Origin of the sequence: Streptomyces sp. NBC_01233 (assembly GCF_035989305.1) — a bacterium.
In the GTDB taxonomy this organism is placed as follows: Bacteria; Actinomycetota; Actinomycetes; order Streptomycetales; family Streptomycetaceae; genus Streptomyces.
Genome location: NZ_CP108514.1, coordinates 7,102,561 through 7,123,224, shown reverse-complemented (window position 1 = coordinate 7,123,224; position 20,664 = coordinate 7,102,561). Strand labels below are relative to the sequence as shown.

General features: G+C 73.5%; 17 protein-coding genes. 10 read left to right on the top strand and 7 right to left on the bottom strand.

What is annotated here, in order from left to right:
• Nucleotides 1-17: 17 nt before the first annotated feature.
• Together OG332_RS33440 and OG332_RS33435 are read right to left on the bottom strand one after the other, a co-directional pair.
• On the bottom strand, nucleotides 18-1,481 hold the full coding sequence (locus OG332_RS33440) for an ATP-binding protein (protein ID WP_327416934.1): 1,464 nt from the start codon (nucleotides 1,479-1,481) through the stop codon (nucleotides 18-20).
• 67 nt (nucleotides 1,482-1,548) lie between these two features.
• Nucleotides 1,549-1,944 carry a cell division protein SepF gene (locus OG332_RS33435; protein ID WP_030721444.1) on the bottom strand — a complete coding sequence of 132 codons (396 nt, stop codon included), beginning with the start codon at nucleotides 1,942-1,944 and terminating at the stop codon, nucleotides 1,549-1,551.
• Nucleotides 1,945-2,101: 157 nt separating this feature from the next.
• On the opposite strand from OG332_RS33435, the gene OG332_RS33430 reads away from it, so the two are divergent.
• Nucleotides 2,102-2,809 carry a DUF2470 domain-containing protein gene (locus tag OG332_RS33430; protein ID WP_327416933.1) on the top strand — a complete coding sequence of 236 codons (708 nt, stop codon included), beginning with the start codon at nucleotides 2,102-2,104 and terminating at the stop codon, nucleotides 2,807-2,809.
• Between the two features lie 115 nt (nucleotides 2,810-2,924).
• Here OG332_RS33430 and OG332_RS33425 read toward each other — a convergent pair whose 3' ends face one another.
• On the bottom strand, nucleotides 2,925-3,047 hold the full coding sequence (locus OG332_RS33425) for a hypothetical protein (RefSeq protein ID WP_327416932.1): 123 nt from the start codon (nucleotides 3,045-3,047) through the stop codon (nucleotides 2,925-2,927).
• Between the two features lie 200 nt (nucleotides 3,048-3,247).
• On the opposite strand from OG332_RS33425, the gene OG332_RS33420 reads away from it, so the two are divergent.
• A complete protein-coding gene (locus tag OG332_RS33420) occupies nucleotides 3,248-4,369 on the top strand; it encodes a DNA polymerase III subunit beta family protein (RefSeq protein WP_327416931.1) in 1,122 nt (373 codons plus the stop codon).
• 14 nt (nucleotides 4,370-4,383) lie between these two features.
• On the opposite strand, the gene OG332_RS33415 is transcribed toward OG332_RS33420, so the two are convergent.
• Together OG332_RS33415 and OG332_RS33410 are read right to left on the bottom strand one after the other, a co-directional pair.
• Nucleotides 4,384-4,575: a hypothetical protein gene (locus OG332_RS33415; RefSeq protein ID WP_327416930.1), complete on the bottom strand. Its 192-nt coding sequence runs from the start codon at nucleotides 4,573-4,575 to the stop codon at nucleotides 4,384-4,386.
• A complete protein-coding gene (locus OG332_RS33410) occupies nucleotides 4,572-4,880 on the bottom strand; it encodes a hypothetical protein (protein ID WP_327416929.1) in 309 nt (102 codons plus the stop codon). Before OG332_RS33410 ends, OG332_RS33415 begins: the two co-directional genes overlap by 4 nt.
• A gap of 217 nt (nucleotides 4,881-5,097) precedes the next feature.
• Between OG332_RS33410 and OG332_RS33405 the strand changes: the two genes are divergently transcribed.
• The 4 genes from OG332_RS33405 (at nucleotide 5,098) to meaB (ending at nucleotide 11,076) form a co-directional block, all read left to right on the top strand.
• Nucleotides 5,098-5,703 carry a hypothetical protein gene (locus tag OG332_RS33405; protein ID WP_327416928.1) on the top strand — a complete coding sequence of 202 codons (606 nt, stop codon included), beginning with the start codon at nucleotides 5,098-5,100 and terminating at the stop codon, nucleotides 5,701-5,703.
• 333 nt (nucleotides 5,704-6,036) lie between these two features.
• A complete protein-coding gene (locus tag OG332_RS33400) occupies nucleotides 6,037-7,902 on the top strand; it encodes a methylmalonyl-CoA mutase family protein (protein ID WP_327416927.1) in 1,866 nt (621 codons plus the stop codon).
• Complete coding sequence (gene scpA / locus OG332_RS33395) at nucleotides 7,899-10,082, top strand: methylmalonyl-CoA mutase (protein ID WP_327416926.1); 2,184 nt, start codon at nucleotides 7,899-7,901, stop codon at nucleotides 10,080-10,082. Before OG332_RS33400 ends, scpA begins: the two co-directional genes overlap by 4 nt.
• Nucleotides 10,083-10,092: 10 nt before the next feature.
• Complete coding sequence (gene meaB, locus OG332_RS33390; RefSeq protein WP_327416925.1) at nucleotides 10,093-11,076, top strand: methylmalonyl Co-A mutase-associated GTPase MeaB; 984 nt, start codon at nucleotides 10,093-10,095, stop codon at nucleotides 11,074-11,076.
• Between the two features lie 168 nt (nucleotides 11,077-11,244).
• Here the strand turns inward: meaB and OG332_RS33385 are convergent, their stop codons facing one another.
• Entirely contained in the window at nucleotides 11,245-12,246 is a 1,002-nt protein-coding gene (locus OG332_RS33385) for an asparaginase (protein ID WP_327416924.1), read from the bottom strand.
• Nucleotides 12,247-12,385: 139 nt separating this feature from the next.
• Between OG332_RS33385 and OG332_RS33380 the strand changes: the two genes are divergently transcribed.
• The 4 genes from OG332_RS33380 (at nucleotide 12,386) to OG332_RS33365 (ending at nucleotide 18,263) form a co-directional block, all read left to right on the top strand.
• A complete protein-coding gene (locus tag OG332_RS33380) occupies nucleotides 12,386-12,844 on the top strand; it encodes an Lrp/AsnC family transcriptional regulator (RefSeq protein ID WP_327416923.1) in 459 nt (152 codons plus the stop codon).
• A 5-nt stretch (nucleotides 12,845-12,849) separates the two neighbouring features.
• Complete coding sequence (locus tag OG332_RS33375) at nucleotides 12,850-14,976, top strand: serine/threonine-protein kinase (RefSeq protein ID WP_327416922.1); 2,127 nt, start codon at nucleotides 12,850-12,852, stop codon at nucleotides 14,974-14,976.
• An 88-nt stretch (nucleotides 14,977-15,064) separates the two neighbouring features.
• Nucleotides 15,065-16,000, top strand: coding sequence for a serine/threonine protein kinase (locus OG332_RS33370; RefSeq protein ID WP_327416921.1), 936 nt, complete (start codon nucleotides 15,065-15,067; stop codon nucleotides 15,998-16,000).
• A 4-nt stretch (nucleotides 16,001-16,004) separates the two neighbouring features.
• On the top strand, nucleotides 16,005-18,263 hold the full coding sequence (locus OG332_RS33365; RefSeq protein WP_327416920.1) for a protein kinase domain-containing protein: 2,259 nt from the start codon (nucleotides 16,005-16,007) through the stop codon (nucleotides 18,261-18,263).
• Between the two features lie 90 nt (nucleotides 18,264-18,353).
• On the opposite strand, the gene OG332_RS33360 is transcribed toward OG332_RS33365, so the two are convergent.
• The gene (locus OG332_RS33360; protein WP_327416919.1) at nucleotides 18,354-20,603 is read right to left on the bottom strand and encodes an MMPL family transporter; all 2,250 of its coding nucleotides are present in this window, start codon (nucleotides 20,601-20,603) and stop codon (nucleotides 18,354-18,356) included.
• Nucleotides 20,604-20,664 lie beyond the last annotated feature (61 nt).

The window sequence follows — 20,664 nt, the reverse complement described above, 5'->3', positions numbered from 1 at the left end:
CGGCTCCTGCGTCTCGTTCATGCCCTCAGGTCTACCATCGCGACGCCCGGGAGGCGGCGGGCGGTCGCCGCGGTCTCCTCCCCCACCGTCGCCACCAGCCGGATGTGGCCGCGGCTGCCGGACAGCAGGGCCAGGCGCAGCAGCTCGGCGCTCTGGCTCCGGTCCAGGCCGCGGTCGAAGCCGTCGGCCAGCACGGTCAGGGCCTGCTGTGCGGAGAGGAGTTCGGCGGCCGGGTCCATGTCCAGCACGCCGGGGCCGGTCAGCAGGACCAGCGCCAGCGCGAGGAAGCGCAGTTCGCCCGCGCCGAGGCGGGCCAGTTCAGTGGCGGGCCGGGCGGGGCCCCGGTCCAGCACCGCCGTGACGGGGCCGCCGCCCGCGCAGGCCCGCACGTCGAGTCCGGCGACGGGCCCGGCGCAACCGGTACGGGCCGCTCCGGCCAGCAGTGCGTGGCGGGTGCCGCATTCGTGGCGGGTCCGCCGCAGTACGTCGGCCAGGTTGGCGCAGTCGCCCAGCAGCCGGCCCTCGCCCGGCGGGACGGCGGCGCGCATCCGGTCGGGGCGGGGGTCGCAGGGGAACACCGAGCGCAGGGCCACCACGACCTGCTCGGCGGCGGCCAGGACCTGCCGCTGGCCCGCCGTGGAGCCGGCGACGCGCAGCGGGAGCAGCGCCGTGCCGAGCCGGTCGTCGGGCAGCGGGGCCCTGGTGACGCCGATGGCGCCGCCGGTCAGCCAGGCGGCCTGCACGGAGCGCCGGCCGGGGTCGCGCAGGGCGGTGGCGAGCAGGATCTGCCCGTCCTGCGTGAGCCGTTCACCGACGATCCGCAGCGTGGGCTCGGCCTGGACCGCGAGGTCGAGCCGGACCGGGCCGGCGGGGCCGTCGACCGTGCAGCCGAGGCGGAATCCGCGCCTTCGCTGGGCGTCGGGGACGGCCAGGTCGGGGATGCGGGCGCGCGGGTCCGGGAAGGCCTCCTCGAGCGTGGCTCCGGACCCCAGCCCGGCCAGGGACTCGTAGGCGGCCAGGGCCTGGGACTTGCCGCTGCCGCTCGGCCCGGCGAAGAGGGTGACGGGCCCGAGCGGGAAGGCGGCCGACCGGTGCGGTCCGAAGGCGGAGAGCCTCAACTCGGTGACCACGGGCCGCCGGTGCGGCTGCTGCCGCGCGGGCTCGGCAGGCCGCGCGCAGCCGCCGGGGCCCGCCTGCGGCGGCCCGGCCGGCGCGGAGGAGGCGGGGCCCTCGCCCACGGAGGCGACCGGTACCGCGGAAGCGCCGGCCGGTACCGCGGAAGCGGCGGGCCGGACCGGGGGCCCGGTCGCACCGGCCCGCACACGGGCGGCGCGGCCGGCGGGGGCCGGCCCGGCCTGAGCGGGAACGGTGGGGGTGTCGGCCGACTCTCCGTCGGCTAACGCGGAGTCGGGGTCGGAGTCGGGGGCGAGGGCGAGGGCGGCGGGGGCGGGGTCCACCGCCGCGTCCAAGGTGGCGTCCATGCGCGGGACGGTACGGGCCGCCGGACCCCCCGCGGCCCCGGCGAACCGTTCCCTCGTGCGGACCTTCCTACGATCGGGGGACGGCCGCGGCCGCGATCCCCTCGACCTCGGTCCCCACGGGGGCCAGCAGGAAGACGTTCCGGTCCACCCGGTGCATGCCGCTGCCGAGCCCGAAGACCACGCCGCTGCTGAAGTCCAGGATGCGCTTGGCCACTTCGCTGTCCGCGCCGGTGAGGTCGAGCAGCACCGGAATCTGCGCGATCAGGTACTCCGCCACCTCCCGCGCGTCCGCGAAAATCTGAACTCTGATCACCACGAAGCGCCGCTGCTCCGCCACCGACGCTCCGGGCGCCTTGGGGATCGTGCGGTGGTCCACCCGGGAGGGCCACTCGTTGCGACTGCGCAGGGGGACCACCTGCGCGAGCCCCTCCCACTGTTCGTCGGTGACGTCGTACCTGCTCACCGGGCCGCCTCAGCCGCGCGCTTCATGTGCATCCCCCCATCCTCTCGCGTTTCACCCGTTCAGCCCAACAGCGACACGAACCACGCCGGGTACTCCCGGAGCGCCGGATGAGTTAGGTTAGGCATGCCTAACTTACTCTGGCGATGGAGAGATCCGCATGCGCATGTCCGGTGCCCCTGCCACCCCGGCCGCCCGGCCCACCGACGCCGAGCGAATCCGGTCGATCCTGGCCGCCGCCCACTCCATGACCCTCATCACCGGCGAACGGCGCACCGAGGTCCGCCACCTCGACGGCGGCGACCCGATGGGCCGGCTGCACCTGCACCCCGCCGAGCCGGGCGGCGACGCCGAGTACCGGCCCACGATCCGGCTGGAATTCACCGACGTCGCCCCCACCCCGGTGCGCGACCGGGTGCGCGCCCGCGTCACCGTGCTGGGCCGCCTGCTCACCCCCTACTCGGACGAGGCCGCCGACTCCACCTGCGTGGAGTTCGGCCAGGCCGTCCTGGAGACCGGGCAGGGCCTCGCGTACGTCGGCCTCGAAGAGCTGGAGGCGGCACACCCCGACCCGCTCGCCCCGTACGAGGCAGGCATGCTCACGCACCTCCTGGACGACCACCACGACCTCGTCACCCTGCTGCTGCGCCTGGTCCGGCCGCTGCCCACCGCCGCGGTCGTGCGCGCGCTGCCGGTCGCCCTGGACCGGTACGGGATCACCCTGCGGCTGGAGGAGCGGCGCGGCCACCGGGACGTGACGCTGCCCTTCCCCTCCCCCCTCGACGACGTCGAGCAGTCCGGTACGCAGATCCAGGCGCTCTTCGCCGCGGCCCGCCGGAGCTCGCACCGCAACACCCTGCCCGCGTGAGGGAATAGGGCCCCGCGGGGCGGGATCCCCCCGGGCCCCCGCTCGAACACGTCCGTCGGGCACACCTCGATGCACTTGTCGCGGGTGATGCACCGGTCACGCGAGACCAGTTCGATCACGCCGCAGCCCCCGTACCCGACAGGGCCGCGGGCCGGGTCCACACCCGGTCCAGGCCGCCCACCAGGATCCGGTGGTGCAGCTTCGGGTCCTGCTGCGGATGGTCCAGGCGCCTGGCCATCCCCTTGATCTGGGCTTTCCTTCGGGTCCGCACATCATCCACAGCGCCGTCGGCGGCCGAAAATCCATGGCTGGATTTCACGAGTCCGCAACGCCACCGCCACGCACGCCGCCCCCACGGCGGCGGTGGCGGTGGCGGTGGCGGTGGCGGTTGACCCTCGACCTGGTGGAGGGCTCAGAGTTACGGGTGTGGAGAGCGAGATGCGCAGCATTGGCGAGATGGCCCGGAACAGCGGACTGAGTGTGAGCACCCTGCGGTTCTACGACGGCGCGGGCGTGCTGGTCCCGGCCCGGGTGGATCCGGTGAGCGGCTACCGGTGGTACGGCCCCGAGCAGCTCGAGGAGTCCCGGTTGCTGGCCAGGCTGCGGCGGGCGGGCATGCCCTTGGCGGACATCCGGCTGGTGCTGGCCGGCTGGTCCAGCGCGGACACCGACCTGGTGCGCAAGCTGCTGCAGGCGCATCTGCGCCGTCTTGAACGGGGGCTGTCCGATGCGCGCAGTGAGTTCTCCACCGTCCGAGCGCTACTCGAATGCAGGGAGAACCCGATGACCGTGCTCCGCACCGCCGGCACCACCCGCACCACCGCCACCACCGCCACCGCCACCGTCCGGCTGGCCGTGTCCGCACCCGAGCTGGCCGCCGCGCTGGACGCGGTCCGCTTCGCGGCCGGCACCGATCCGGACCTCCCGGTGCTCGGCGGAGTCCTGTTCGACATCGAGGGCGACGCGCTCCGCGTCGTGGCCACCGACCGCTACCGGATGGCCGTCGCACGGGCCGGTACCAGCGGCCACGACGGGCCCCGCGTGCAGGTCGTCGTACCGTCCCCGCTCGCCGACGCGATGCGGGCGCTGCTGAGCGACGACGCCCCGGTCCGGCTCGCCGTGGACGGTGGCCGCGTGACCCTGGAGGCGGGGGACCGCCAGACGGCGGGCCAGTGCGTCGATCACGACTTCCCCGACTACCGTCGCCTCGTCCGCCTCCCGGCAGGGCGCCGCGCCCTCGTCGATGTCGCGGCCTTCCGGGAGGCGTTGGAGACCGGCCCCGTCCGTGCGGGTGAGGCGCGCGAGCACGACGGCGTCTCCTGCGACCTCAGCGTGCTCAAGGTGACGGACGACGGTGTGGTGACCGTCTGCGAGGACGGCGACGACGACCGGCACCGCGTAGCCCTCAACCGCGAGTTCCTCCTGCACGCCCTCGCCGCCGCCGGCGCCCGCGACCGGCTGGTCCTGGAGTTCGGCACCCCCACGGCGCCCCTGGCGATCCGCCGGACCGACACCGAGGACACCTTTTCGCTGCTGATGCCCGTCCGCCTGGAGGACTGAACGGCGGGACGCGCTCAGGCCCCCGCCCAGGTGCGGAGGAGGGACTCCCGTACGGGTGGCTTGGGCGTGCCCTGCGGGGCGTGCTCGCGGCCCCAGGCCCCCAGGGTCCGCGGGTCCGCGGTTCCCGCGACGAATCGGGCGAGCAGGTCCTGGGAGAGGGCCGTCTCCTCGGCGCCGTAGCCGGCGACCGCCGCGTAGGCCGTCACTCTTCCGGCCCGTTCTCCGTCTCCAGCCGCAGGGTCGTCTCGGGTGGCCCCTCGCCGAGGAAGACGCCCGCCGCGGCCGAGACCACCGACCCGAGCAGCTTCGCCGCGCGGCCCGACGGGCCCTCGGCGGGTACGCCCTCGACGACCGCGGAACGGAGTTCTTCCCAGGTCCACGTCCGGGAGCCGTCGGGGTCCACCGCTTCCAGCCCGTCGCCGGTCAGCCGTACGGAGCCGCCGGCGGCGCTCGGCGGCGACCCGACGTACACCGTGTCCGGAGTGACCCGGAACAGTCCGACCATCGCCACGACCGACTCCCACCACTCGCACCGCTCGCGCCACCGGCCCCGCCCACCACCCGTACCGCCCGGGGCGAACGGACCACCGCAGACACGCCGGGGTCCGGGCCCGTCCGGATGCATGCGCGCCCTCAGGGACGGACGCTGGGAGGGTGGACCGGGCATCCGCAGGTGAGCGTCATCGTCCGCCCCCGGCGCCGCCCCCACGTCATGGGAAGTGATCCGCATGGCCGACCGTTCTCGGACGCAGCGCCTTCTGATGCTCTCCGCCTCGGCGGCCCTGGTTGCCGGGGGCGTGCTGCCCTCGGCCCCCGCGTTCTCCGCCCCGCCGACGGCGTACGTCGCAGCCGTGACCACGGCGCCCGCCGTGGAGTGGGTGAAGACCACCGATCCCCCCAGTGGCATCACGGCCGAGCTTCCCGGAAAGGCACAGGTCAGGAAGGCCTCCATCCCCACCGCCGGCGGCGAGACCGTCGAGGGCCGCTCGTACGGGCTGGAGATCCCCGAGGGAGCCATCGGCTTCACCGTCCACGACATACCGGGCGATCAGCTGTCCCTCGACGAGGCCATCCAGGGCCTCACCGGCACGTACAAGGAATTCGGCGGCGAGCCCCTCACCAGCAGCGACGTCAAGAGGAAGACGGTTGACGGCCGCCAGGTCATCGACGCGCGCCTCTCCACCGTTGAACACGACCAGCGCCTGGTCGGATGGGTGCGCGTGATCGCCGACGACGACCACCTCGTGCAGGCCCTGACCCTGGGTCCCGAGGCGGGCGAGAAGACCCTGAAGGAGACGCACGAGCGATTCGTCGACAGCATCCGCATTCCCTGACCCGGGCGCGGGGATCGGTCCCGGGACCGGCCCCGGGACCGGCGCTTCTGTCGGAAGTCTTCAATCCGCCGGTCACGGCCGTGACCGCGCCGGCGGACGTCCCGCACGGGAGAAGTCCGCAGGGGGCCGGGGCCGCCAGGACGGACCTCTCGCCCGACCGTGGAGATCCCCGACGGATCGTGGTAACGCGCGCGGGTCCGTACGTACTCCCCAGTACCGCGGCAACGGTGCTGCTCAGCCCGGTAGTCAAGATCCTTTCAGGATCTCGTGAGAGGGCGAGATCACACCGGACGGTATGGTGCGCCTCAAGCGCCCGCCCCTAGCATTCGAGCCATGACGGTCCTGCCTGACGACGGGCTCTCCCTGGCCGCCGAGTTCCCTGACGCGACGCATGAGCAGTGGCAGCGCCTTGTAGAAGGCGTACTGCGCAAGTCGGGCAAGGAAGCCTCCGGCGAGGCCGCAGAAGATGCGTTGTCCACCCCACTCGAGGACGGGCTCACCACCCGCCCCCTCTACACCGCGCCGCCCGACGGGGCGGCTCCCGACACCGGCCTCCCCGGCTTCGCCCCCTTCGTACGCGGAGGCAGGCCGGAGGGCACCACCGCGAACGGCTGGGACGTGCGCCAGCGCCTCGCGGGCACCGATCCGGTGCGCGTGAACGAAGCGGCCCTCGCCGACCTGGAGAACGGGGTCACCTCCCTCTGGTTCACCGTGGGCCGCGGCGGCCTCCCGGTCGACGGCCTCGCGCGGGCGCTGGAGGGGGTCTACCTGGACCTCGCCCCGGTCTCCCTGGACGCCGGAGCCCAATACGCCGAAGCCGCCCGCGAGTTGCTGCGCCTGCTCACCGAGAGCGCGGTGTCCCCCGAGGCCGCCCGGGCCTCGCTGGGCGCCGACCCGCTGGGCCACGAGGCCCGGACCGGCGAGGCGCTGGACCCGGCCGCCGCCGTGGAGCTGGCCCGGGAGGCCGCCGCCGGCTGGCCCGGGGTGCGCGCCCTGACCGTGGACGCCCTGCCCTACCACGAGGCCGGCGGCAGCGCCGCCGAGGAGCTGGGCCTGTCCCTGGCCACCGGTGTCGCCTACCTCCGCGCCCTCACCGAGGCCGGGCTGAGCACCGAAGCGGCCCTCGGCCAGCTGGAGTTCCGCTACGCCGCGACCGCAGACCAGTTCCTCACCATCGCCAAGCTGCGCGCCGCGCGCCGGCTGTGGTCCCGTATCGCCGAGGCCTCGGGGGCCCCGGAGGCGGGCGCCCAGCGGCAGCACGCGGTGACCTCGCCGGTGATGATGACCCGCCGCGACCCCTGGGTGAACATGCTGCGCACCACCGTGGCCTGCATGGCCGCGGGCGTGGGCGGCGCGGACTCGGTCACCGTGCTCCCCTTCGACCACGAGCTGGGCCTGCCGGACGCCTTCGCGCGCCGGATCGCCCGCAACACCTCCACCATCCTGCTGGAGGAGTCGCACCTGGCCCGGGTGATCGACCCGGCCGGCGGCTCGTACTACGTGGAGCGGCTCACCGACGAACTCGCCCACGCGGCCTGGGAGTTCTTCCGGACCGTGGAGAAGGCCGGCGGCCAGGCCGCCGCCCTGCGCTCCGGGCTGGTCGCCGAGCGGCTCGCCGCCACCTGGGCCGAGCGCTCCAAGAAGCTGGCCAAGCGCCGCGAGCCGATCACCGGCGTCAGCGAGTTCCCGCTGCTCTCCGAGAAGCCGGTCGTGCGCGAGCCCGCGCCCGCCGGACCCACCGGCGGACTGCCGCGCGTCCGGCGCGACGAGGCGTACGAGGCCCTGCGCGCCCGCAGCGACGCGCACCTGGCGGCGACCGGGGCCCGGCCGAGGATCTTCCTCGCCGCACTGGGCCCGGCGGCCGCGCACACCGCGCGCGCCACCTTCGCCTCGAACCTGTTCCAGGCGGGTGGCATCGAGCCCGTGCACGATCCGGTGTCGGTGGACCCGGCGACGGCCGCCGAGGCCTATGCCGCGAGCGGCGCCGACGGCATGGCCGTGCTCTGCTCCGGCGACGCGCTGTACGAGGAGCAGGCCGCGGCGGCGGCCGGCGCCCTGCGCGCGGCGGGCGCCACGACCGTCTTCCTCGCCGGCCGGCCGGGCACCGCAGAGGCTTCCGTGGACGAGTACGTCTTCGCCGGCTGTGACGCCGTCGCCGTACTGTCCTCCGTACTCGACCGGATGGGAGTGCCGTCTTGAGCATCCCCGATTTCTCCGAGCTGGCGCTCGGCTCCTCCGCCGCCGGCGTCTCCGAGGAGCAGTGGCGCGCCTTGGTGAAGGAGTCCACCGGCACCGCGGCCGCCGACCTGCTGTGGGAGACCCCCGAGGGCATCGGGGTCAAACCGCTCTACACCGGGCGGGACCTGGAGGGCCTGGACTTCCTGCAGACGTACCCGGGCGTGGCCCCGTACCTGCGCGGCCCGTACCCGACGATGTACGTGAACCAGCCCTGGACGATCCGGCAGTACGCCGGCTTCTCCACGGCCGAGGAGTCGAACGCCTTCTACCGGCGCAATCTGGCGTCCGGCCAGAAGGGCCTGTCGGTGGCCTTCGACCTGCCGACGCACCGCGGCTACGACAGCGACCACCCGCGCGTGACCGGCGACGTCGGCATGGCGGGCGTGGCGATCGACTCGATCTACGACATGCGGCAGCTGTTCGACGGGATCCCGCTGGACAAGATGTCGGTGTCGATGACGATGAACGGCGCGGTGCTGCCCGTCCTCGCGCTCTACATCGTGGCCGCGGAGGAGCAGGGCGTCTCCCCCGACAAGCTGGCCGGGACCATCCAGAACGACATCCTCAAGGAGTTCATGGTCCGCAACACCTACATCTACCCGCCCAAGCCCTCGATGCGGATCATCTCCGACATCTTCTCCTTCACCTCGCAGAAGATGCCGCGGTACAACTCGATCTCCATCTCCGGCTACCACATCCAGGAGGCCGGGGCCACGGCCGACCTGGAGCTGGCGTACACCCTCGCCGACGGCGTGGAGTACCTGCGGGCGGGTCAGGCGGTCGGGCTGGACGTGGACGCGTTCGCGCCGCGCCTGTCGTTCTTCTGGGCGATCGGCATGAACTTCTTCATGGAGGTCGCGAAGCTGCGCGCGGCCCGCCTGCTGTGGGCGCGCCTGGTCAAGCAGTTCGACCCGAAGAACGCCAAGTCGCTGTCGCTGCGCACGCATTCGCAGACCTCGGGCTGGTCGCTGACCGCGCAGGACGTCTTCAACAACGTGACGCGCACGTGCATCGAGGCGATGGCGGCGACCCAGGGCCACACCCAGTCGCTGCACACCAACGCCCTCGACGAGGCGCTGGCGCTGCCGACGGACTTCTCGGCGCGCATCGCCCGCAACACCCAGCTGCTGCTGCAGCAGGAGTCGGGGACCTGCCGGTCGATCGACCCGTGGGGCGGCAGCGCGTACGTGGAGAAGCTGACGTACGACCTGGCGCGCCGCGCGTGGCAGCACATCGAGGAGGTCGAGGCGGCCGGCGGCATGGCGCAGGCCATCGACGCGGGCATCCCGAAGCTGCGCGTGGAGGAGGCCGCGGCGCGCACGCAGGCGCGCATCGACTCCGGTCGCCAGCCGGTGATCGGCGTGAACAAGTACCGCGTGGAGAACGACGAGGCGATCGACGTCCTGAAGGTCGACAACTCCTCGGTGCGCTCCCAGCAGATCGCCAAGCTGCGGCGGCTGCGCGAGGAGCGCGACGAGGCGGTCACGCAGGACACCCTGCGGGCGCTGACCAACGCGGCCGAGCGCGGGGACGGGAACCTGCTGGCCCTCGCGGTGGACGCGGCGCGCGCCAAGGCCACGGTGGGCGAGATCTCGGACGCACTGGAGAAGGTGTACGGGCGGCACGCGAGCCAGATCCGTACGATCTCGGGTGTGTACCGCACCGAAGCCGGCGAGTCCCCGTTTCTGGAGCGCACCCGTGCGCTCATCGACCGGTTCGAGGAGGCGGAGGGCCGCCGTCCGCGCATCCTGGTCTGCAAGATGGGCCAGGACGGGCACGACCGCGGCCAGAAGGTGATCGCGTCCGCCTTCGCCGACCTGGGCTTCGACGTGGACGTCGGCCCGCTGTTCCAGACCCCGGCGGAGGTGGCCCGCCAGGCCGTCGAGGCGGACGTCCACGTGGTGGGCGTCTCGTCGCTGGCGGCCGGCCACCTGACCCTCGTACCGGCGCTGCGCGAGCAGTTGGCGGAGGAGGGCCGCGAGGACATCATGATCGTCGTGGGCGGGGTGATCCCGCCGGCTGATGTCCCGACGCTGCTGGAGATGGGCGCGACGGCGGTGTTCCCGCCCGGCACGGTGATCCCGGACGCGGCCCACGACCTGGTGACGCGGCTGGCCGCGGACCTGGGCCACGAGCTGTAGGCGGCCGCCGGTGCCGAAGATCGACATCGAGGCCTACGCGAAGGGGGTGCTCGACGGGAAGCGCGCGCTCATCGCGCGCGCGATCACCCTCGTCGAGTCCACCCTGCCCGCTCACCGGGTGCTGGCGCAGGGGCTGTTGACGGAGCTGCTGCCGCACGCGGGCCGGGCCCGCCGGATCGGCATCAGCGGTGTCCCGGGGGTGGGCAAGTCCACCTTCATCGACGCGTTCGGCACCATGCTGACGGGTCTGGGCCACCGGGTCGCGGTGCTCGCGGTGGACCCGTCGTCCACGCGCACCGGCGGCTCCATCCTGGGTGACAAGACCCGGATGGAGCGGCTGTCCGTGGACCCGGCGGCCTTCGTGCGGCCGTCCCCCTCGGCGGGCACGCTGGGCGGCGTCGCCAAGGCCACCCGCGAGTCGATGATCGTGATGGAGGCGGCGGGCTACGACGTGGTCCTCGTCGAGACGGTCGGCGTGGGCCAGTCGGAAACCACGGTGGCGGGGATGGTCGACTCCTTCCTGCTGCTCTCCCTGGCCCGTACGGGCGACCAGTTGCAGGGCATCAAGAAGGGCGTCCTGGAACTGGCCGACGTACTGGCCGTGAACAAGGCGGACGGCCCGCACGAGCGCGACGCGAAGGCGGCGGCGCGGGAACTGTCGGGCGCGCTGCGGCTGATGCACCCCGTGGACGCGGCCTGGACGCCGCCGGTCCTGACGTGCAGTGCGCGGGAGTCGGCCGGGCTGGACGAGGTGTGGAACCGCCTCGAACAGCACCGGACCCTGCTGGACGCGGGGGGCCGGCTGGCGGCGAAGCGGGCGGCGCAGCAGGTGGAGTGGACCTGGTCGATGGTCCGCGAGGAGTTGCTGGAGCGGTTGCGGGCGGATCCCGCGGTGCGGGAGCTTGCACCGGAGCTGGAGGCCGCGGTACGGGCGGGCTCCGTCACCCCGACTTCTGCGGCGGACCGCATCCTGTCGGCCTTCGGCGGCGCCTGACCCCTCGCATGCGCGACGCCGTTGCCGGGGGGCCGGCCCCCCGGACCCCCGCTCCTCAAACGCCGGGGGGCTGGAAGATCCAGCCTCGCCGGCGTTTGAGGCGCTGGGTCTGGGGCGGAGCCCCGGGAAGCCGGATCCGCAGGCGGGCGCCGGCAGACGCGCCGCGGGTCAGACCTCGGCCAGGATCGGGCTTGCCGCGTTCAGGGCGAGGCGGAGGATGCGGGTCTGCTCCACCGGGTTCTCGGTGGCGAGGAGTGCGGAGAGGACCGCGATGCGGGCCTGGCCTGCGCGCAGGGTGCCCGTCGGGACGGCGCCGGCGGCGACCAGGTCGACCGCGCCGCCGTGCGTGTAGATCTCGGTGACCGGCCCGGCCATGACCCGCGTGCTCAGAGCGACCAGCACGCCGCGCCCGACGGCGGCCGCGACCGCGTCGACGATCTCCGGGGTCGCGTTGCCCGCGCCGGTGCCGACGAGGACGATGCCGCGCGCGCCCGCCTCGACGGCGGCGTTCAGCAGGAGCGGGTCGCCGTCGGCGTGGTGCACCACCACGTCCACGCGCGGCGGGAGTTCCGGCATCGCGGGAAGCGGGAGGGGTACGGGGCGCTGCGGGGTGCGCAGGATGGTGACCTTGCCGAAGCCGATCTTCCCGAGCAGTTCCTTGGAGGGGTCCGCGAACGCGTCCAGCTCCACGGCCTGCGTCTTCACGGTGCCGCGGGCGGCGTGCACCCGCCCGGCGAAGGCGATCAGCACGCCCAGCCCACGCGTGTTCGCGGCGGTGAGCAGCGCGTCGTAGAGGTTGCCCGGTCCGTCCCCGTCCGCGGTGCCCATGGGCCGCTGCGAACCGGTGAACACGACGGAGCGCGGGTCGTGGTGGTGGAGGTCGACGAAGAACGCCGACTCCTCCAGGGTGTCGGTGCCGTGGGTGACGACGATGCCGTCCACGCCGGGGTCGGCGAGCACCTCGTGCACGGTGCGCAGCAGGGTGAGCTGGTGGGCGGTGGTGAGCCGGGGGCTGTTCACGCTGAACAGGTCCACCACCTCGACCGAGACGCCCTCGGGCAGCGGCGCGGTCGCGATGACCTCGCTCCCGTCGGCGTCCGCGGCGAAGCCGGAGCCCTGCCAGCGGCTGGCTATCGTTCCGCCGGTGCTGATGACGACGATCCGTCCCATTGGCCGTGGCCGCCCTTCTCGTACTCACTCATGGTCACTCGCACATATGTGCTCAAAGCAGCAATGATAGAGCGATCTACGCGCAATGTGATTGCGTCTTCCACCCGACCTGTTACACAGCGTGGGTGATAATTGCGCCATGGACGCCATTGACAGGGATATCTTGCGCGAGCTGCAGGCGGATGGGCGCCTCAGCAACCAGGAGCTCGCCCAGCGCGTGGGCCTGACCCCCTCCCCCTGCATGCGCCGGGTGCGCCAGCTGGAACAGGACGGGGTGATCCAGGGCTACCGCGCCGTGATCTCCCCCGAGGCCGTCGGCCGCGGCTTCGAGGTGCTCGTCTCGGTCGAGGTGCGCCGCGACCGGGAGGCGGTCGAGGCCTTCGAGGCGGCCCTCCAGGACATCCCGGACGTCATCGAGGCCTATCGCCTCTTCGGCAGCCCCGGCTGCCTGCTGCGGATCGCCGTCGCCGACCTGCGGGCCTACGAGCGGCTGTGGATCGAGAAGCTGACGGCCCTCACCGGCATCACCGAGGTCAACTCGCAGATCATCATGAAGCGCATCAAGGAACCGACCGGCCTGCCCGTCGACTTCCGCTGACACCCGTGAACGACAGGAAGCAGTACGCCATGAAACCCCTCGGCGCCGGTGATCCGATCCGGCTCGGCCCGTACCGCGTACTCGGCGTCCTCGGCGAGGGCGGCATGGGCAAGGTGTACTTCGGCCGGGACGACAGTGGCCGGACCGCGGCCGTCAAAGTGCTGCTGCCGGAGCTCGCGCACGACCCGCACCTCGTCCAGCGCTTCCTGCGCGAGGCGCACACCGCCCAGGCGGTCACCAGCGGCGGCGTCGCCCGGGTCCTGGACGCGCGGACCGAGGACACCGACAACCGGCCCTGGATCGCCACCGAGTTCCTGTCCGGACCCACCCTCGACGAGGCCGTGCGCCAGTACGGGCCCTTCGGTGCCGACGGCGTACGCGCGCTCGCCGCCTCCCTCGCCGCCACCCTGCTGGACATCCACGCGGCCGGGCTGGTGCACCGCGACCTGAAGCCCGCCAACATCGTGCTCACTTCGGCAGGGCCGCGCGTCATCGACTTCGGCATCGCGCGCCCCGAACACGGACTGACGCTCACCACCACCGGCCAGGTGCCGGTCACCCCCGGGTACGGCGCTCCGGAGCAGGTCCTCGGTCAGCGCGTCGGACCGGCTGCGGACATCTTCTCGCTGGGCGCGGTGCTGGCCTACGCGGCCACCGGGCAGCGCGCCTTCGACGGGACGCACGTGGCCGCCGTGCAGTACGAGGTGGTGCACGGGGAGCCGCGGCTGGACTCTGTACCCCCCGACTTGCGGCAGCTGATCGCGCCGTGCCTCGCCAAGGACCCCGCGCACTGCCCGGCCCCCGAGCAGATCGCGGGCGCCTTCGCCCCACCGCCGGGCGCCGACCGGGTCTGGCGCACGGGGCCGCTGGCCAAGGACATCGAGCGCCGGGGAGCCGAGGCCGACCGGCAGGCCACGGTCGTCGGGCAGGGGTCCGGGAGCGGGCCCTCCCGCAGGCGGCTGCTGCGCACCGCGCTGGCGGCGGGGGGCGTACTGGCCGCCTCCGGCGGGGCCACGGGCGCCTGGTGGCTGCTGCGCGAGGAGCCGCGCGAGATCCCCGCGGCCGGACCGGCCAGGGACGCCGAGCCGCTGTCGATAGTCGTGGGGAAGCACGGGACGCCTCCGGGCGAGCTGTGGGGTCCGCTGCCCGTCGCGGCGGGACCGGTCGACGGCGTGGTCACCACCCCGCTGCCGATGCTCGACGTGGTCGTCTTCGCGGCGGCTGGCGGCGGCCTTGCGGCGCGTCTGACGACCGACGGCAAGGAGAAGTGGCGGCTGCGCGACGTCCGGCCGGCGGCCGGACTCGTCGGACTGCCCGGCAACCGGTTCGCGACCGCGGGATCCGGTGGGGCGCTGCTCGGCTTCGAGGCCTCCACCAGCAAGCAGGAGTGGTCGGTGGGGGACGCCGACACCGGTCGCATCCTGACCGCGGACGAGTCGGCGGTCTACCTGGTGACGCGCGGTGGGAAGCTGCGCGCCGTGGACACCGCCGGGCGCAAGGTCCGCTGGACGGTGCCGCTTCCCGAGGCAGCCGTGAAGGCACCCGGGCCGCGGGCCGCGGTCGGAAGCGGCCGGCTCGTCGTCTTCGGCGCCGACGGCGATGCCATCGCCATCGACACCGCTTCCGGAGCGACGGTCTGGCGGGTCGGCAACCAGGCGAAGTCCGCCCTGCAGCCGCTCGTCATGGAGGACGTCGTCTACCTCGGCGGTCGGAGCCTGACGGCCCTGGACATCAGGACGGGCGTCGCGGTGTGGAAGGAGAAGGAGACCAAGGCCACCGAAGCCCCGCAGACGGGAGCCGGCGGCTGGGGTCCGGCGGCCTCGTGGGGCGACAGGGTGTTCGCGATGGACGGTACGGCGCTGTGCCAGGTGTACACCGAGCTCGGCGGGGCGCTTCCGATGGACCGCAGCGCGAAGGGCCCGCCGCCGCACACTCCCCCGGTCGTGCAGGCCGGTACGGTCTGGGTCGTCCAGGGAGACGGGCAGGGCGTCTCGGCCCACTCCATCGTGAGCGGCCGACGGTACTGGACCTGGTCTCCCGAATCGCGGGGGCCCTGGGGCATGTCCGGCGCCGGGAACCGCATCTTCCTCGTCAACGACGGGAAGCTCACGGCCATGCCGACCATCGGCTGAGCCCGCCGCCACCGTCGGGGCCGGCGCCGCTCGGGGAAGACACCCCCTAAGCTCGGGTGCCGAACCACCGACGGGGGAGAACGCACGCGTGGAACGCCTTCGTCACGACGACCCGTCGCACGTCGGGCCGTACGTGATCCTCGCCCGGCTCGACACCGAGTCCGCCGAGCGCACCGTTCCCGAACGCCGCTACCTCGGGCGCACCGCCGACGGGGAGCACACGGTTCTCGTCTGCGTGCCCCGGGTCGGGGCCGATCCGTCCCGGTGGGCGATCGAGGCCGAGGGCGCCCGGCGGCTGTCCGTGCCGCGGTTCCTCCGCATCGCGGAGGTGGGCGGCACGGCCGGGTTTCCCTGGTACGCGGCTCCGTACACGCCCGCACTGCCGCTGCCGGCCGCGCTCGCCGCGTACGGCGGACCGCTGCCCGAGGACACCGTCCGCCGGCTCGGAGCCGCGCTCGCGGAGGCGCTGACCGCCGCGCACGCCCAGGGGGTGACGCACGCGGGGTTGTCACCGGCCGCCGTACAGGTCACCCCGGGCGGACCGGTACTGACCTGCTTCGGTGCCGTGCGGGCCGCGGCTCCCGACGGAGTGCGACGGTCGGGGCTGCCCGGGCTCGACCCCGGGTGCCTGGCCCTGGAGCAGGCGTCGGGGGGCCGCCCGCGGCCGCTCGGGGACGTCTTCGCGCTCGGCGCCGTACTGGCCTACGCGTCGACCGGGCACACCGTGCCCGAGCAGAGCGAACTGCCGCCGGGTCTCAGGACGCTGGTCGGATCCTGCCTGTCGTCCGACCCGGCGGTCCGGCCGCAGTCCGCGCAAGAGGTGCTGGGCGAACTCGTGTCCCGCGGGGCGGGCCCCGCCCCGTCCGAGGGCCCGTACGCGCAGGCCGGAACGGTCCTCGACCACGGAGCCGTACCGCTGCCGGGCCGGGTCGTCGCGGCGCTCGCCACCCAGTCCGCCGCGCTGCTCTCCGCGGAACTCCCGTCCGCTCAACAGCCGTTCGTCACGGCCCAGAAGGTGCACTGACCCGATGTCCGACCCGGCACCACGCGCCGCCCGCGCACCGCTCGCACCGCTCACGCACGACGATCCGCAGCACCTCGGCGATTTCCGGCTGCTCGCCCGGCTCGGCAGCGGCGGCATGGGCACGGTCTATCTGGCCCGTTCGGCGGCCGGGCGGACGGTCGCGCTCAAGACCGTGCACGCCCGGATCGCCGCCGACACCACCTTCCGTACCCGGTTCCGGCTGGAGGCGGACGCGGCCCGGGTCATCGGCGACCGCTACGGGGCCCGGGTCTTCGCCGCGGACGCGCTGGCCGCGACGCCGTGGCTGGCCACCGAATACGTCATCGGGCCGCAGCTCGACGAGGCGGTACGGCTGGCCGGTCCGCTGCCCGAGACGTGCGTCCGCTCGCTGGGCGCGGATCTGGCCCTGGCGCTGGGGCAGTTGCACCGCTCGGACGTGGTGCACCGCGACCTCAGGCCCTCCAACGTCATGGTCACGGCCGGCGGGCCCAAGGTCATCGACTTCGGTATCGCACGGGCCCTCGGCGACGAACGGCTGACCCGCACCGGGGCCGCGGCCGGCACGCCCGCCTTCATGTCGCCCGAGCAGGCCGGCGGCCTCGAACACGCCCCGGCCGGCGATGTGTTCGCGCTGGCCGGCGTCCTGGTCTTCGCGGCGTCCGGACACGGTCCCTTCGGCGGCGGCCAGGCCGCGGACCTGCTCTACCGGGTGCGGTACGCGGAACCCGACCTGAGCGGCGTACCGGCGGCACTGGCGCCGCTGCTCGCCCGCTGCCTGTCCAAGGACCCGGCGCAGCGCCCCACGACGTCCGAGCTGGCCGGGCTGCTCGCTCCCGACGGCGCCCCGTTCGCGGACGTGCTGCCGCAGCCGGTGCTGGCGGACATCGCCCGGCGCAGCGCGGCGGTGTGGCAGGAGCCGCCGCAGCGGCTGCCGGCGCCCGCCGTGGAGCCGGACACCGTGGTCGGCGCGGGCGGCGGCATGTCGCGGCGCAGGCTGTTCGCGGTCAGCGGCGCGGCGGTCGGCGGGGTGGCGCTGGCGGCGGGAGGCGGGCTGTGGGCCTGGCTCGGCGACCGCGACGGGGACGGGGCGGCGGATGCCAAGCAGCCCGCCCTGCAGCCGCCGCCGGACCTGCTGTGGCAGGACCAAGGGGCTCGCCCGCTGGTGGGCGGCACGCCTCTGCCGGTGAACGGCATGCTCGTGATGGCCCGCGGGATCACGACCGTCGGGATCTCCCCGAAGGACGGCACGTACCTGATGGACTTCCACGGGTTCTCGGACGCCTGGCGCGTCGCCACCGACGGCAAGGTCCTGTACGGCATCAGGAAGCCGGACGCCGCGGACAAGGCACTCGCGGTGGTGCCCCTGTCCCAGGAGAACGGCAAGGAGCAGGCGCCGCTCGTCCAACTGCCCGCCTACGACGGTACGAACGCGCTCAACCAGATCCTGGGCGTGGACGGCGACACCGTGTTCCTCTGCGCGAAGGCGGCCGGGAGCGGCCAGTGGTCCGTGGTGGCGGCGAGCCTGAAGAGCGGCAAGGAACAGTGGCGGCAGCCGACGGCGGCCCCCACCGCGAACCAGGTGGAGTTGGGGCGCCCGTCCCTCGTCCGCGCCAAGGCCGTACGCGGCGGGGTGCTGCTGTGGCAGCGGGCCGAGACGGGCGACGCGCTGCGGGTGTCCCTGCACGACGCCGGGAGCGGCGCGGAGCGCTGGGCCGTGTCGCTGGAGGCGCTGGGCGCCACACCGGACCAGCCGGCCACGGACGACGAGCACGTGTACGTCGGTGCGCAGACCTTGCAGGCGCTGCGGCTCACCGACGGCAAGCAGGCCTGGTCCTTCGGCGAGGGCCGCGACGTGGGCAAGGTGATCGCCCAGCGCCGGTACGGCATGCCGACCGTCCGGGACGGGGTGGTCTACGCCGTGGAGGGCACGCGCGGCATCGTCGCACTCGACGCGCGCAGCGGCGCGGAGCGTTGGGCGGAGATCCCGGCGGACGGCACGGCGAAGGGCGCGGGGGACGGCACGGCGGGCAGCACGTCGGGAAGCGCGGTGCAGGACACGGCACCGAATCGCGAGATCGCCCCGGTGGTGACCGCGAGCCACGTCTACAGCATGGACGCGGCGGGCCTGCGGGCCGTCGACGTCCGTACCCACCGCGCGGTCTGGCGCTACGAGACGAGCGCCTACCTCCTGTCGCCGGACCCGAACGGGAAGCAGCTCTACCTCCGAGAGAAGAGCAAGCTGATCACCCTCCCGCTAGGGTAGCCGGCGGAGCGGGGCCGGAGGTAGCGCGAACGCCCGTACGCCGGCGGCTCTGGGGGCCGTCGGCGTACGGGCGTTCCGTTCGGCGGAGCGTCAGCCGGAGATGTGGACCTCCTGCTCCCGGCGCTGCTGGGCCGGGATCGGGGCGCCGAGCACGTGGTTCAGCTTCTCCCCCTCGACGTCCATGTTCGGCAGCAGCCGGTCGAGCCAGCGGGGCAGCCACCAGGCCGAGCGGCCGAGCAGGGCGAACAGGGCGGGCACGAGCGCCATGCGGACGACGAAGGCGTCGAAGAGGACGGCGATGGCGAGGCTGAAGCCGACCATCTTGACGAAGACGTTGTCCTCCATGATGAAGCCGGAGAAGACGCTGACCATGATGATCGCGGCGGCGCCGACCACCCGTCCGCCGTAGCGGAATCCGGTGACCACGGCTTCGGAGGGCTGCGCCCCGTGGACGTAGGCCTCCCGCATGCGGGTCACGAGGAAGACCTCGTAGTCCATCGCGAGACCGAACACCACACCGATCATGAAGATCGGCAGCGTGCTCATGATCGGGCCGGGCTGCTCGACTCCGAAGAAGTCGCCCAGCCAGCCCCACTGGAAGACGGCCACGACCGCGCCGAGGGCCGCGCTGACGGAGAGCAGGAAGCCGAGCGCCGCCTTGAGCGGGACGAGCAGCGACCGGAAGACGAGCACCAGCAGCAGGAAGGCGAGGCCGACGACCAGGCCCAGGTAGGGCAGCATCGCGTCGTCGAGGGTCTGGGAGAAGTCGATGAACAGGGCGGTCTGACCGGTCACCAGGATCTCGGCGCCGCCGTTGGCCGCCCCGAGGGTGCCGGCGATGCCCCGGATGTGCCCGACCAGGTCCTCGGTCTCGGTCTCGGTGGGACCGGTCTTCGGGATGACGGTGAGGACCGCGGTGTCGCCCGTGTCGTTGGGCGTCGCGGGGGTCACCGTGGCGACGCCCTCGACCTTGCCGAGCTCCTTGCCCACCCCTGCGGCGGCGGTCGCCGCGTCCTTGGCCTGGACGGTGACCATCAGCGGCCCGTTGAAGCCGGCCCCGAAGGACTCGGACAGCATGTCGTACGCCTTGCGCTGGGTGGTGTCCGGCGCCATGGTGCCCTCGCCGGGCAGTCCGAGCTGCAGGCTGGCGGCGGGCACCGCGATGGCACCGAGGCCCACGACTCCGAAGAGGAGGACGACCAGGGGACGGCGTACGACGAACCGCGCCCAGCGGGTGCCCAGGTTCGGCTTCTGGCGGGAGGTCCGCTTGTCGGCCTTGCGCTGCTGGCGCTCGGAGAGCGGCTTGCCGTAGTACTTCTTGCGCTCCCTGCGGGGCATGACCTTGATCGGCGCGAAGCCGAGGAGCGCCGGGACGAAGGTGGTGGCGATCAGTACGGCGACGGCGACCGTGCCGGCGGCGGCGAGGCCCATCTTGGTGAGCATCGGGATGTTCACCACGCTGAGGCCGGCGAGGGCGACGATGACGGTGAGGCCGGCGAAGACGACGGCCGAGCCGGCCGTGCCGACGGCCCGGCCCGCGGCGTCCTGGCGCTCACGGCCCTCGGCCATCTCGGAGCGGTAGCGGGAGACGATGAACAGGGCGTAGTCGATGCCGACGGCGAGGCCGATCATCAGCGCCAGGGTGGACGTGGTGCTGGAGAGACCGAAGGTGGTGCCGAGGGCGGTGATGGCCGCGCCGCCGATGGCGACGCCGAAGATGGCCGTGAGCAGGGGCATGCCCGCTGCGATCATCGAGCCGAAGGTGAGGACCAGGACGATGGCCGAGACCAGGATGCCGATGCCTTCCGCACCGCCGCCCGGAGCCCCGCCCACCTTCACGGCGTCGCCGCCCGCCTCGACGGTCAGGCCGCCGGCCCGGGAGTCTTCAAGCGCCTTGTCGAGGCCGTCGTGCGCCTCACCGGTCACCTTGAGGGCCGAGACCTTGTAAGTGGCCACGGCGTAGGCCGTGGTGCCGTCCTGGCTGACGGCGTTGGTCTTGAAGGGGTCGGAGGCCGCGACGACGTCGGGCGCCTTGGCGAGCGCGCCGACCAGGCTCTCGACCTTGGCCTTCTGGGCCGGATCGGTGAGCTTCTCGCCGGCGGGGGCACGGACCACCACGCGGGCGGTCGCGCCGTCCACGCTCATGGCCGGGAACTTCTCCTTCAGCAGGTCGAAGGCCTTCTGCGACTCCGTACCCGGCATCGAGAACGTATCGGTGGGCGGCGGCGGAGCGACGGAGGCCGCGAAGCCGGCCCCGACGACGACGGCGAGCCACAGCAGTGTCACCAGGCCTCGTCGCCTGAAGGCGAATCGGCCCACTTTGTAAAGGAAGGTGGCCATAGCGAAAAGAACTCCTGTTTGAATCGGTACCGCGAGCGGCGGCGGGTGTTTCCGGTGGGGA

Bases quoted from the DNA above. Each gene is read 5' to 3' on its own strand.
- OG332_RS33440 (WP_327416934.1), bottom strand. From the start codon at position 1,481: ATGGACGCCACCTTGGACGCGGCGGTGGACCCCGCCCCCGCCGCCCTC.
- OG332_RS33430 (WP_327416933.1), top strand. From the start codon at position 2,102: ATGCGCATGTCCGGTGCCCCTGCCACCCCGGCCGCCCGGCCCACCGAC.
- OG332_RS33425 (WP_327416932.1), bottom strand. From the start codon at position 3,047: ATGGCCAGGCGCCTGGACCATCCGCAGCAGGACCCGAAGCTGCACCAC.
- OG332_RS33420 (WP_327416931.1), top strand. From the start codon at position 3,248: ATGCGCAGCATTGGCGAGATGGCCCGGAACAGCGGACTGAGTGTGAGC.
- OG332_RS33405 (WP_327416928.1), top strand. From the start codon at position 5,098: ATGGCCGACCGTTCTCGGACGCAGCGCCTTCTGATGCTCTCCGCCTCG.
- OG332_RS33400 (WP_327416927.1), top strand. From the start codon at position 6,037: ATGACGGTCCTGCCTGACGACGGGCTCTCCCTGGCCGCCGAGTTCCCT.
- OG332_RS33385 (WP_327416924.1), bottom strand. From the start codon at position 12,246: ATGGGACGGATCGTCGTCATCAGCACCGGCGGAACGATAGCCAGCCGC.
- OG332_RS33380 (WP_327416923.1), top strand. From the start codon at position 12,386: ATGGACGCCATTGACAGGGATATCTTGCGCGAGCTGCAGGCGGATGGG.
- OG332_RS33365 (WP_327416920.1), top strand. From the start codon at position 16,005: ATGTCCGACCCGGCACCACGCGCCGCCCGCGCACCGCTCGCACCGCTC.
- OG332_RS33360 (WP_327416919.1), bottom strand. From the start codon at position 20,603: ATGGCCACCTTCCTTTACAAAGTGGGCCGATTCGCCTTCAGGCGACGA.